The sequence below is a fragment of the Chitinophaga pinensis genome, from assembly GCF_007896845.1.
Classification (GTDB): Bacteria; Bacteroidota; Bacteroidia; order Chitinophagales; family Chitinophagaceae; genus Chitinophaga; species Chitinophaga pinensis_C.
On the sequence record NZ_VOHS01000088.1, the window covers coordinates 1 to 11,145 of the forward strand.

20 protein-coding genes and 1 pseudogene are annotated in these 11,145 nt (G+C 46.2%); 11 read left to right on the plus strand and 10 right to left on the minus strand.

The annotated features are described in order from the left end of the window. Positions 1–457 precede the first annotated feature (457 nt). From FEF09_RS29865 to FEF09_RS29870, 3 genes are read left to right on the plus strand one after another with little or no spacing between them, the layout of a single operon-like run. A complete protein-coding gene (locus FEF09_RS29865; protein WP_146308520.1) occupies positions 458–661 on the plus strand; it encodes an ABC transporter permease in 204 nt (67 codons plus the stop codon). 24 nt (positions 662–685) lie between these two features. Then, a complete protein-coding gene (locus FEF09_RS31270; protein ID WP_186774638.1) occupies positions 686–1,036 on the plus strand; it encodes a hypothetical protein in 351 nt (116 codons plus the stop codon). Then, positions 967–1,233, plus strand: a complete 267-nt coding sequence (locus FEF09_RS29870) for a hypothetical protein (protein WP_186774630.1) — start codon at positions 967–969, stop codon at positions 1,231–1,233. Before FEF09_RS31270 ends, FEF09_RS29870 begins: the two co-directional genes overlap by 70 nt. A 154-nt stretch (positions 1,234–1,387) precedes the next feature. Here FEF09_RS29870 and FEF09_RS34335 read toward each other — a convergent pair whose 3' ends face one another. The 10 genes from FEF09_RS34335 to FEF09_RS31280 form a co-directional block, all read right to left on the minus strand. After that, on the minus strand, positions 1,388–2,110 hold the full coding sequence (locus FEF09_RS34335; protein WP_261387952.1) for a c-type cytochrome: 723 nt from the start codon (positions 2,108–2,110) through the stop codon (positions 1,388–1,390). Continuing rightward, positions 2,089–2,463 carry a HEAT repeat domain-containing protein gene (locus FEF09_RS34340; RefSeq protein ID WP_261387953.1) on the minus strand — a complete coding sequence of 125 codons (375 nt, stop codon included), beginning with the start codon at positions 2,461–2,463 and terminating at the stop codon, positions 2,089–2,091. Before FEF09_RS34340 ends, FEF09_RS34335 begins: the two co-directional genes overlap by 22 nt. Before the next feature lie 123 nt (positions 2,464–2,586). Beyond that, entirely contained in the window at positions 2,587–4,536 is a 1,950-nt protein-coding gene (locus FEF09_RS34345; protein ID WP_261387954.1) for a HEAT repeat domain-containing protein, read from the minus strand. 38 nt (positions 4,537–4,574) lie between these two features. Continuing rightward, the gene (locus tag FEF09_RS34350; protein WP_261387955.1) at positions 4,575–4,796 is read right to left on the minus strand and encodes a hypothetical protein; all 222 of its coding nucleotides are present in this window, start codon (positions 4,794–4,796) and stop codon (positions 4,575–4,577) included. Between the two features lie 104 nt (positions 4,797–4,900). Continuing rightward, on the minus strand, positions 4,901–5,068 hold the full coding sequence (locus tag FEF09_RS31275) for a hypothetical protein (RefSeq protein WP_186774631.1): 168 nt from the start codon (positions 5,066–5,068) through the stop codon (positions 4,901–4,903). Positions 5,069–5,094: 26 nt separating this feature from the next. Further along, positions 5,095–5,787, minus strand: coding sequence for a hypothetical protein (locus FEF09_RS29880; protein ID WP_146308524.1), 693 nt, complete (start codon positions 5,785–5,787; stop codon positions 5,095–5,097). A gap of 265 nt (positions 5,788–6,052) precedes the next feature. Next, complete coding sequence (locus tag FEF09_RS34355; protein WP_261387956.1) at positions 6,053–6,253, minus strand: hypothetical protein; 201 nt, start codon at positions 6,251–6,253, stop codon at positions 6,053–6,055. A gap of 14 nt (positions 6,254–6,267) precedes the next feature. Continuing rightward, positions 6,268–6,501: an NAD(P)H-dependent oxidoreductase gene (locus tag FEF09_RS34360; RefSeq protein ID WP_261387957.1), complete on the minus strand. Its 234-nt coding sequence runs from the start codon at positions 6,499–6,501 to the stop codon at positions 6,268–6,270. Positions 6,502–6,607: 106 nt separating this feature from the next. Beyond that, a complete protein-coding gene (locus FEF09_RS29890) occupies positions 6,608–6,817 on the minus strand; it encodes a DinB family protein (protein ID WP_222597293.1) in 210 nt (69 codons plus the stop codon). Between the two features lie 55 nt (positions 6,818–6,872). Next, positions 6,873–7,031, minus strand: coding sequence for a hypothetical protein (locus FEF09_RS31280; protein WP_186774633.1), 159 nt, complete (start codon positions 7,029–7,031; stop codon positions 6,873–6,875). A gap of 302 nt (positions 7,032–7,333) precedes the next feature. On the opposite strand from FEF09_RS31280, the gene FEF09_RS31285 reads away from it, so the two are divergent. The 8 genes and pseudogenes from FEF09_RS31285 to FEF09_RS29920 all read left to right on the plus strand — a co-directional run bounded on the left by FEF09_RS31285 (position 7,334) and on the right by FEF09_RS29920 (position 10,501). After that, positions 7,334–7,489, plus strand: a complete 156-nt coding sequence (locus FEF09_RS31285) for a hypothetical protein (protein ID WP_186774634.1) — start codon at positions 7,334–7,336, stop codon at positions 7,487–7,489. Positions 7,490–7,573: 84 nt separating this feature from the next. Next, positions 7,574–7,747 (plus strand): hypothetical protein, encoded by a 174-nt coding sequence (locus FEF09_RS31290; RefSeq protein WP_186774635.1) that lies wholly within the window; start codon positions 7,574–7,576, stop codon positions 7,745–7,747. A gap of 382 nt (positions 7,748–8,129) precedes the next feature. Then, the gene (locus tag FEF09_RS29895; RefSeq protein ID WP_146308528.1) at positions 8,130–8,600 is read left to right on the plus strand and encodes a hypothetical protein; all 471 of its coding nucleotides are present in this window, start codon (positions 8,130–8,132) and stop codon (positions 8,598–8,600) included. Between the two features lie 52 nt (positions 8,601–8,652). Beyond that, positions 8,653–8,856 (plus strand): glycoside hydrolase family 2 TIM barrel-domain containing protein, encoded by a 204-nt coding sequence (locus FEF09_RS35240; protein ID WP_186774636.1) that lies wholly within the window; start codon positions 8,653–8,655, stop codon positions 8,854–8,856. Continuing rightward, positions 8,853–9,485: pseudogene (locus FEF09_RS34365) on the plus strand (glycoside hydrolase family 2 TIM barrel-domain containing protein). The gene FEF09_RS35240 and the pseudogene FEF09_RS34365 overlap by 4 nt, the downstream one beginning before the upstream one ends. After that, positions 9,421–9,798: a DUF4981 domain-containing protein gene (locus tag FEF09_RS29915; RefSeq protein ID WP_146308534.1), complete on the plus strand. Its 378-nt coding sequence runs from the start codon at positions 9,421–9,423 to the stop codon at positions 9,796–9,798. The pseudogene FEF09_RS34365 and the gene FEF09_RS29915 overlap by 65 nt, the downstream one beginning before the upstream one ends. Before the next feature lie 152 nt (positions 9,799–9,950). Continuing rightward, the gene (locus FEF09_RS31295) at positions 9,951–10,109 is read left to right on the plus strand and encodes a hypothetical protein (protein ID WP_186774637.1); all 159 of its coding nucleotides are present in this window, start codon (positions 9,951–9,953) and stop codon (positions 10,107–10,109) included. A 29-nt stretch (positions 10,110–10,138) separates the two neighbouring features. After that, on the plus strand, positions 10,139–10,501 hold the full coding sequence (locus FEF09_RS29920) for a hypothetical protein (protein WP_146308536.1): 363 nt from the start codon (positions 10,139–10,141) through the stop codon (positions 10,499–10,501). Positions 10,502–11,145: the final 644 nt, after the last annotated feature.

An 11,145-nucleotide genomic window follows, 5' to 3' on the forward strand; every position in this document is an offset into this window, starting at 1 on the left:
TAATCTGATTCTGTCATATTGGGTATCACTTTTGTCACCGGACTTATCGCAGGCAGTTACCCTGCATTTTATCTCCTCTGGATTCATCCGCTGGATGTGCTGAAAGGACAATTATTGAAGGGGATGCCGGTGAGCTGTGGGCGCGTAAAGGACTGTGATATTTCAGTTTACAATGTCTGTGGTATTTCTGATCGCTGTCATCATCGTGATCGTCAGTTGACTACATACAGCATAAAAAGCCGGGTTATGACAAAGAACATGTTTCTACTGGAATGCAACGGGTAAGGTGCCTGCGACATGGATGGTTTCCTTGCGGAAATAAAAAGATCCCCGGCATTGTCAATGCTTCTGCTATGGTGGCGAATATACTTGCCAATGGCCCCGGGATGCCTGTTAAATGGCAGGTAAACGGACGGGAGGAATTATTCCTTTTAATTCTTTACAGGTATCTTATGATATGATTGAAACTTTGGGAATTGAGATGGCCGCCGGACAAACATTCTCCCGCCATTTCGGTGCGGAAACAGATAAGATCATCTTCAATGAGGCGGCTATTAAGGCGATGGGTATTACAGACCCGATAGGAAAGATCATTGATTTCCGCGGTAAGAAGTTCCAGATAAAAGGTGTCACCAAACTTCCATTTTCAGTCATTGCATGAAAAGTTAAACCCTTATACATCGTATTGGATCAGCTGTTGGGAACGATCATGGTAAGAACAAAAGCAGGGATGGAACAAGCCGCTTTGGCAAAGCTCAGTGCTTTTTATAAAGTATATAATCCGGATTTTCCATTTGAATATAAATTTCTGGATGACGATTATCAGGCACAATATATAGCCGAAAAAAGAGTGGCTGCTTTATCCAGATATTTCTCCGGATTGGCCATGTTAATATCCTGTCTGGGATTATTGGGACTGACAGCTTCACACTGGAAAAAAGAAGTAAAGAGATCAGCATCCGGAAGGTGCTGGGTGCTACCGGCAGCAATATTGTATGGCTGTTTTCCAGATCATATCTCGTGTTTGTATTGTTAGCCGCAGGACTGGCAGTGCCTGTCGGATGGTGGATCATGAATAACTGGCTACAGGGGTTTGCATATCATGTTAATATCGGCGTAGATGTTTTTCTGATAGCCTTAGGAGCTGTATTACCCATTACTTTGTTGTCGGTGATATTTATAACAGTCAAAGTATCCCTTTCTAATCCGGCAATGAGTTTAAAGGCGGAATAATTGCATAAGATATCAACAGAGGAAAACTCAAAAGTAAAAGAGGCGCTTAGAATTGCTTAAATGACTACCTGACCCATCAGGTACCCGAATAAAAAGAGGGTGTATCGTACTTTTGATACACCCTCTGTTATTACAATATTTATGAAAATGCTTATTAGTTGTCGGTTTTCTGTTCGGCGAGGAAACTAACGACATCCCTGATCTCTTTCTTTGATAGCAGTAGTTTCATATCCGGCATGCTGGACTGTGCGTATTTTTTATTGACGATCTGGTCGGCCGCAATAGTACGCTCTTCTTGTCCTTCCTTAATTTTTAATGCCGTTTTGGTTTCTCCCTGCAGGATACCTGTCAGTTTTTTACCATCTTTCAGTTCGAGTGTCACCATACCAAACCCCGGCGCCAGTCGGGCGCTCGGTGTAATGAGTGCCTGCAGGATCTGTTCTCTTGTGATCCGTCCGGCAACGCCGTTCAGTCTCGGACCTGCATTACCTCCACGGTCGTCATAAGAATGACAGCGCATACACTGGGAATTCTGATTATGGAAGAAGATCTGTCTGCCTCGTTTTGGATCACCTCCCAGCAGACAGCTGCTGTAAGATGCCATCAGATCGTCTGGTGATACTTTACTATTGATCGTTTTATAACGGGTGGCCAGTGAGGCAGAGCGACTGCTGTCAATGGCTTCGCCCAGTTCCAGATAGATGTCTTTATCCAGTGTTCCGGCAGCCATTTTATCCAGCAATTCGCTCAATGGCTTTTCTACATATTGCTGTGGCAGTTTACCTAATGTCAGCAGGGCGGCTTGTTTTTCCTCCATGGTTTTATTGGCAATGACTCCCATCAGCAGTTTTACCATCACATTTTCAGAGATATGCATTTACTCAGGAGGTCAAGGCCAGCTACGCGTACCGCTTTTTCTTTGTCGGTCAGCGCCACGGTGATACCCTGTTCCATACCAGCGTCCTGCAGGCTTACCAGTGCTTCTAATGCAGCAACACGCATATCTGCATCGCGGTCTGTCTGTAAGCTGGCCAGTAAAGCGGGTCCTGCCTGTTTGATCTGTAGTTTGGCAATAGCTCTGGCAGCACTGATCCGTACCGGCAGCTCCTTGTCTTTAACAGGGTGGTAAGCGGAGAAGTAGAGAGATTCACCACAGGTGCTGCATTTCTCTTTATTTCTCCTCTGAGGCGACCATCTACGCGGTCCAGTACAGATGTTTAGCCCATACACTCAGTGCATCTATGGCTTCTGCACGCATAGGAGCAGGACTGCCTGCTTTTTGTGCGTAAGTCAGCAGGTTGTGTAAAGCACTGTCTGTGCCTACCCGCAGATTCGCATTGATGGCACGACGAATCAGCGCTCGTTTTTAAAGGAGGTGCTGACAAGCAGGTTCGCCAGTGCGGGTAAAGCGTCTTTAATAGACAGGTCATCGTTGATCGCACGGGCTGTTTCTGTCACGATAAATTCATCTTTATCATTCAGAAATGCAGCAATACCCGGATGGCTCATTCTTCTGAGTGTTACCACTGCCGCTATACGCAGTGCACGGGAAGGACTGTTTGCCAATGCAATCAGGGGTGCGGCTTCTCCGATACGGGATAATGCTAGCGCACCTGCGTGACGCTGATAAGCATCGACGTCATTATTTGCTTCCAGATAGGCAATCAGTGGTTGTACCGCCGGTGCATAAGCGATTCTGCCCAATGCTTCTGCTGCGAAGAAACGCGCACGGCTGGCAGTATCTTTTAATAATGGAACCAGTGCTGCACCAGCCTCTTTATATTTGATATCTCCCAGCCACTTAGCTGCCTGTGCACGGATCTCCGGATCATTATCTTTTAATAAGGGTAATAATGCCTTCGCATATTGTTTATCCTGACGTGCCAGCTGACTCAGGCCCCATATGCCATGTACTCTTGCCAGCTGATTGTCTGTTTGTTTTAATGCCTGCTCAAATAAAGGCGCACCTTTTTCTTTTCGTTTTACCAGTTCAAATTGTGCTTTCATGCGTACACGCATATCCGGATTCTTCAGCAGACCGGCGAGATCAGCTTCCTTACGCTTGCTGAAATCTTCTGCCAGCAGTGTCTTGGTTGCCTTACGTTCAGCACTGGCAGCGTCTTTTTTATCATCCAGCTTCCAGATACGGCCATAGTTATGGGTATCCCAGCCATCAATCCAGTCGGCTACATATAAAGCGCCGTCAGGACCGAAATCAATACCGGTAGCCAGTATGCCACCCAGTACTTTCTTGTGTTCACCCAGTTCAAAAGTGGCGCCTTTCGGATTCAGTTTGAAAGCATGCACACCGGAGTTGGACGGATTACCTACAAACTCCGCTACAAAGAAGGTATTCTTGTAAGCAGGACCTAATGCCGTACCGGGATTGTATACAAAGCCGGCAGGACCACTTACGAAATTGCTGATACAGGGTGTGATGTAAGCGGCCTGTCCTTCAAAACGAGGCAGGTACATCTTTTCATCCATCCATACTTTATACGTGTTGTTGTCCGGGTCATTGTATTTACCATACTGCCAGTTGCTACGCCATCCCTGATCACCACCGTTTACGAGGTATACCAGCCGTTCCTTTTCACCGGGATGGTCGCCATCATTATCTTCACTGATGATATTACCATATTCGTCAAAGGCAAACTCGTGGGTATTACGGATGCCATAAGAGTAGATTTCAAAATCACTGCCATCAGGATTTGAACGGGCCAGTACACCACAGTTAGGGAAGGACCACTCTTTACCATCAGGACCTTTGCCGTTAAAGCCAATGTCACCGATCTGCCAGTAGATGCGCCCGTCAGGACCCATTTCCACACCTGACATACCATGGCCGCTAAAGCCCACGTGAACGGCATAACCATGAGAGATAGAGGTCTTTTCGTCCGCAATACCATCATGGTTCTTATCTCTTATACGCCAGAGATCCGGAGCTACTGCGAGGTACAGATCATCGCCATCACTCAGTACACCACCAGCAACGTCAGTCACCTCATCATGAAAATCATCTACAACGAGTTGGGACTGATCAGCCACTCCATCACCGGTTATATCATCCACACGGTATACGTGCTCCTTTTCTATGGTCAGGTCGCGCCAGTCATGAGAACTGTCGCCGTTAAGATCTTCCAGCCACTGGTTCCGTTTGCTGTTTTCCGGAGACAGCTCCTTATGCAGGAAGGCACGGCGGTCTTCTACGGTCTGCAGACTGATAGAAGGTATCTCCCAGTCCCGGTGTCCGCGGATATCAAATTCAGAATGCTTTTGCCGGTCTGTAGTCGTATAGTACACGCTTCCCTGATCGTCGATGTCGATGCCAATAGGGGATATTACCAGTGAATCAATCCCCAGAGACTAAGGGACAGCCCCTCCGCCAGTTCGGGTTTTACGATACTGGTAATAGAATCAGCCAGATGAGCAGTAAGGGTTGTATCCATCCGTTTAATCCGCTTGTCTGCGGGGCCGGAATCTTGTTTACAGGCGGGGAGACAGGCCGCAGAAAAAAGCAGTGATGCCAGAATAGGATCTTTTAAAGCAAGCAGTTTTTTCATATGAGGAAGCAATAATTGTCGATTATACACACGTTTTGCATGACCGATTAAGATAGGTTAAAAAAAATCGACAATGGAATATTTTTTTTGAATGGAAGCCGTTGCTATTTTACTTTCTTTACGTCCAGCAAACGCTGCCAGTTTTTTCCTATCAGTTCGATCCTGATTACATCGCCGGTTCTGAATCCGTCAAAATAATAACGGGTCTGACCAGACCCCAGCCGATACCACGAATGCTGCGCAGCGCTTTTGCCGTTTTGTGCCCATGCCACAAGATGTTCAGAGATCTCCGTAACAATTACCTTTTGGCATCTGCCCTTTTGAGCGCTGTCAGCGAAGGGACCACATAGAAGCCCGCGATCAGGAGTACCAGCAGCAGGATAATGCCACCAAGGATCAGTAACACACCTGCATGCCCGCCGGAAAATATTAAGAACAGGACACAGACAACGCCCAGTATGATTCCGACAATACTCATATCAGACCAGAACTTACGTATATGCCTTTCGCGCTCTTCATCGCTGATAGTCTCCGTCGTCTCACGGTAGACAAGGTTTTCGTAATCTGCACGGAGTAGTACATCGATACCCGGCTTGATAGTCACGATATGTAGCACAACCTGTCTGTTTGTCAACGTATTAATACGCTCCAGTCTGCGTTCGTAAGACCATGCCATAAAACCTTCCGATAAGGCGAGTGGGATATGTACTTCTTTCGATCCTGCAGATGTGTTATAACGTAGCAGACGGCTATTCACTATCTCTACACTATGTAATACTCCTCTGACTACCAGCTTCTCATCACGTTGAATAATCTCATCAAAAAGGCGGATCACCTTTCTGCGCTGTAGCATACCCCATGTAAAACTAAGTATACCAATAAGGGCAAAAGCATAAAATATTGACACTGTCGAAAACTGCTCATGGATAATAGCAGGAAAGCTGACACAGAAGATAACAATAAAGACAAGCGCAAATGCAGCGCCTATCAAAATGGCCGGTAAGGAATTGATATTTTAAACTGGCTTAATTGTTTAATAAGATGACGGTCTTCAGCAGATAGGTTTTGGGTTTTTGACATTGAACGGTAATATATATAGTTACTGATTGAATAATGTATTGGATAGGGGAATGTCTACAGGAACTTCGGAGAACCCATATCAAGCGCTCCGTTCCCCGGCCATGGACCATCCGGAATGGTCAACTCGCTATGCGGCCACGCAACCCATTTATCACGGGGCATACCAGCGGCAGTAATCAGGTTTGTAAGACAATAGATAGATCCGCCATCCGCCAGACATCTTCATTCAGATCATCTTCCTGACCGGCAGATGCTGCCATCGCTTCCTGTCCGGTGCGTGATAATACAAGTGTAGCACATGGCGGACTCCAACAACCTAATCCACCAAAGACGGCCTGTAATCTTGCAGCTACTTCAATACCACCCACAGAATCCATGGTGACTGCACAGGCTACCGGCTTGCCGAAAAAGCAGGCGTGTTTTCAAAAGCAGTGGTGACTTCAATAAAACGCTGTAACGGCGAACTCCAGTTATTCCAGTATACACCACTGATCACCAGAAAGGCATCACATGCAGCTAACAGATCATAGACCTCCCGGATGGATGGCAGCGGCCCCGCAAGCGTGATCAGTCTGACTTCCTGTTGCAGGTCATGCTTCAGTATGTTGCCGGCTGCGTTTACCACAGCTGCTGAATTGCCTGCTGTACCGCGCAGGGAACCATTGATGATCAGTATCTTTTTGCCGTAGCTGTCATGTTAACCGTTACAGGTTGTTTATTGGTGTCGGTGATTAAAAATGATGTATATGATTGTCGATGATCACTCTCACTCTTGCCAGATGATGATCATCATGCTCTGCCACAAAATAAGCCAGATCAATAATCCGCATAGGTGTTTTCAGTCTGGGATGCAGGGCCGTTTTTTCTAAGTCCTCATCCGTCAGCGCAGCGAGTTTTTTTACAAATGCTTCTCTTTGTTCTCTGAACCTTTGCAGCAACACAATGGTTTTGTTGCATTATGATCGGCGTTATGCGTCGTCTGATTGGTAAGATCAGCTACACGCAGCTCTGTCTCCCATTGGTCAGGTCATCTGTTCTGCCCGACCACAAGGGTTCCATATCACCCAGATGCCCGATCTCTTCTTTAATACTCCACTTTCCGTCATCTTTCAATGTCAGCAGGTCTGTATCCTGTGTACCTATAATCTCCTCCACGCGGGCAGGTGTGCCGCAAAGTCTTCTATAATAGAAGGTAAGAGACCATTGTCTTCAATAACAGGGAATTTCCTTTTAAACCATTCAGTTCTTTTCATGGTGTAATGAATGTCCGTGTCAAATGTATGGAAATTCCTATTGTAATCGTCATGGCGCCTCCGGGATAGTGTTACAACAGTGGATATAGATGTTGCCCGTTACGCTGTTACTACACAGACGACCCGGGTCTGTCCGGCAGTATGCAATCTGGCCCGCCAATCCGACGGAGGAGCAAAGCCTAAGAAGCAAAGTTACAGGTGAGTATGGATAATATACGTTGGGAAGACGCCGGCGCTTTTTCGCTGGCAAATATAAAAGACCTCCAGCCACAATTTCTTACTACCTTTCCGGCCGCACGTTACTTAAAGATCGTGATATGGAAAGCTACAACGGTAGCTACACGCATCTGGCGGAATTAAATGCTTTTTAGGGTTTAACAGTTATATCAAAACACAATCAATGTTTTTCAAAATCAGACTTTTAGGAGTGCTCCTGCTGTCACAGTGGCTCGCAGCCGCAGCACAGACGAAAGAGACAGGAGATGTCCGGTGGAAATAGAAAATCCACGCATTACAGGTATCAACAAAGAGGCAGCACATGCAACGCTCATGCCTTACAGCAATCTTACAGAAGCCCTCAAAGGGAATAGAAGGGCTTCTTCCGCTGCCTTTTATTAAATGGCACGTGGAAATTTAACTGGGCTTCATGGCCACAGAAAGACCAGTGGATTTTTATAAACCCGCTTACAATGTATCCGGCTGGGATACCATCACAGTACCTTCCAACTGGCATCAAAGGATATGGTACCCCCTTTTACAGTAACTACAATTACACTTTTCAGAAGGACTTCCAAGGGTGATGAGTACGCCTCCGAAGAACTTCACCGCATTTACAGAAAGGAATCCCGTAGGTAGCTATCGCAGGGATTTTACCCTCCCTGCTACATGGAAGGTAAAAAAGTCTTTATCGGCTTTGAAGGTGTGGACGCCGGCTTTTTCCTGTGGATCAATGGTCGTAAGTAGGTTACAGTGTGAACAGCCGTAACCTCGCAGAATTGATGTGACAGACTTTGTGAATCCCGGAAAGAATACCGTTGCCGTTGAAGTATACCAGTACACTGTCGGCAGTTACCGAAGATCAGGATATGTGGCGCCTCAGCGGTATCTTCAGAAGCGTGTATGTATGGATGCTCCGCAGGAACATATCCGTGATTTCAATGTCAAGACCACATTCGATGCCGGATATAAGAATGCCACCTTACTGGTGACTGCAAAAGTCAAGAACTACAGTCAGTCACCTGTTGCCGCCCGTAAACTGGACGTAAAACTATATGAAGCCGGAAAGAGTGTTGTAGTAGTCACTGGTAATGCCAGCGTACCTGCATTGCAGGCGGGAGAAGAAAAAATAGTGCAACTTAGCATACCGGTAAACAATCCGCAGAAATGGACTGCTGAAACGCCAAACCTGTATACAACGGTCCTGACACTGGGAGAGGAGCTCTTAAGACGCCTACCGGTTTCAGAGAGGTGAAGATCGATGGCAGATCTCTACTGGTGAATGGCGTTCCTGTAAAACTGAAGGCGTGAACCGTCACGAACACTTTCCGGAAACAGGCCATAGTCTGAACGAAGAACAGATGATACGTGACCTCGTATTGATCAAACAGGCTAATTGTAACCACGTAAGAACCTGCCATTATTCAGATGATCCGCTTTGGTATGAACTCTGTGATAAATATGGTCTGTACGTATTGGCGGAGGCCAATCTGGATGCCATGGTGCGATGAACGAATTTAACGAAGAACCGTCTATCAAAGACGCGATCATAGATCGTAACGTAGCAAATGCCGAGAACTTCAAAAATCATCCTTCCGTTATCATCTGGTCACTGGGTAACGAGTGTGGAAATGGTGGTACGAACTTCCGCGCTGCCCTACAGGCGGTTCAACAGATAGATCCTGACAGACCGGTACATTATGAGGGATTCGGTATCGGCAAGGAGAATCCGGCTGATATTGACAGCCGCATGTACACCGGAACAGGTGAAGTGAAACAGATCGCAGAAAATAAAGATTTTACCAAACCTTTTTACCTCTGTGAATATGCACATGCGATGTTTAATTCCATGGGTTCAGTAGTCTTATAACGAACTGTTTGACCAGTATCCATCCCTGCTGGGTGGTGTATCTGGGAATGGCAGGATCAGGGCTTATGGAACCGACGTAACAGATCACATCCTATCACCGCTTATGGTGGTGGTTTTGGTGAATATCCCAACGACAGATACTTTATCCATAAAGGAGTGATCGCTTCTGACAGATCGCCTAAGCCACACTATCCTGAGCTGAAACATGCTTATCAATGGATATCTGTTAAAAAGCGTGGATCCTGCCAATGGCCTGATCAGCATCCGTAACCGTTATCAGTTCATCAGCCTCGATGCATTCCATGGTAAATGGACTTTGCTGAAAGATGGTGTTGTTGTAGACAGCGGCCTTGTAGCAGATCTGAACATTGCTGCAGGTACTGAAAAACAACTTAAACTGCCCCAGAAACCTTTACAGGCAGGTGCGGAGTATTTATTGAATGTCTCCTTCTTTACCAATCAGTCCTCTTTGTGGTCAGATAAGAATTTCGAAATCGCCAGTCAGCAATTACAGCTGAGTGCCGGTACTTCCGCTACTGTATCTGGTATGACAGCTACCGCAGTGCCTGCATGGAAAGCATGAAACACAATATCCTGATCAACGGTACAGGCTTTGCCCTGACTTTTGATAACATACAGGTACTTTCGCTAAGATGACCAGCAATGGGAAGAACTGCTGCATGAAACGGCGGACCAAGACTTCATCTCTGGCGCGCGCCACACAGAATAGACGATATGTGGGCAGATGAAGGCTGGCAGAAAGCAGGTCTCAGAGACCTGAAATGGGAAGTGGACGGTGCTCCGCTTGTAAAAGATTCTGCAAATGTATTATGCGTTACTGTCAATCTCACGGTAAAGGAAAGAACGATTTTATCATACATCATCGTGCCCTGATATGATCAGTAAAATGGTCAGATACGTGTATGAATAATGTTACATCCAGTGATTCCACACTTGTACTGGCGCGTATGGGCGTAAGAATGCTCCTGAACCCTGCGTTGGATCAGTTCTCCTACTATGGTCGTGGTCCGCTGGAAAACTATAGTGACAGAAAGAGCGGCTTCCAGCTTGGTATTTATAACAGCACAGTTGCACAGCAGCTGACGCCATATGAAAAACCGATGGAAGCTGGTAACCATGAAGATGTGCGTTGGGCCGCTCTCGGAGCTGGTAAGGGTAAAGTCTTACGGGTAAGCAATGTGGGTGAGCCCATGCAGATAGCCGCATTACCTTACACAGATGAAGAGATGGAGCCAATCGCTTATAAGATAGATCTTCCTCGGTGAACAGTACTGTACTGATGATCAGCCGCTATACCCTCGGTGTGGGTTCAAATGGTTGTGGACCACGTCCGCTGCCTCCTTACATGTATACGCAAAACCTACTACTTTCAGTTATGATCTCTGGCTGGGACAGTCGAATAAAGTTTTACTTTAGTAACCATCCGGCCCCCAGGCTGGATGGTTACTATTACCGATACCCTTACGCTATCGGGAAAAAGATTTACGATATCCGGAAATTCACGACCCCGTAACAAATACACCCTTCATTTTATTATTTCTTTGTAGTCTCTTTTTGATCAACCAGCATCAAGTTAATAATCATGAGAAGACTAGCCTTTTTTTTCCTCCTTTTCCTTACCTCAGGTGTATATGCACAACAGCAACACGGCAGTATCAGCGGTATTGTAACCACTAAAAGCGGTGAACCTGTCGCTTATGTAAACGTAAGTGTCAAGGGGACATCATACGGTGCAACAACCACTGATAAGGTAATTTCCGTATCAATCGTATCAACGCCGGCACTTATACCTCATCGTAAGTGCTGTAAAATCATTCGCAGGAGAAACAGGTAACTGTACTGCCGGCCAGAATGAAACAATAAACTTCGAACTGGATCTGAGCAATACCCAGCTGAAAGAAGTAATGGT

Excerpts from the sequence above, each read along its gene's own strand:
- FEF09_RS29865 (WP_146308520.1), top strand. The coding sequence starts at position 458 with ATGATTGAAACTTTGGGAATTGAGATGGCCGCCGGACAAACATTCTCC.
- FEF09_RS34335 (WP_261387952.1), bottom strand. The coding sequence starts at position 2,110 with ATGCATATCTCTGAAAATGTGATGGTAAAACTGCTGATGGGAGTCATT.
- FEF09_RS34350 (WP_261387955.1), bottom strand. The coding sequence starts at position 4,796 with ATGAAAAAACTGCTTGCTTTAAAAGATCCTATTCTGGCATCACTGCTT.
- FEF09_RS34355 (WP_261387956.1), bottom strand. The coding sequence starts at position 6,253 with ATGGATTCTGTGGGTGGTATTGAAGTAGCTGCAAGATTACAGGCCGTC.
- FEF09_RS31285 (WP_186774634.1), top strand. The coding sequence starts at position 7,334 with ATGGATAATATACGTTGGGAAGACGCCGGCGCTTTTTCGCTGGCAAAT.
- FEF09_RS29915 (WP_146308534.1), top strand. The coding sequence starts at position 9,421 with ATGCTTATCAATGGATATCTGTTAAAAAGCGTGGATCCTGCCAATGGC.
- FEF09_RS31295 (WP_186774637.1), top strand. The coding sequence starts at position 9,951 with ATGTGGGCAGATGAAGGCTGGCAGAAAGCAGGTCTCAGAGACCTGAAA.
- FEF09_RS29920 (WP_146308536.1), top strand. The coding sequence starts at position 10,139 with ATGAATAATGTTACATCCAGTGATTCCACACTTGTACTGGCGCGTATG.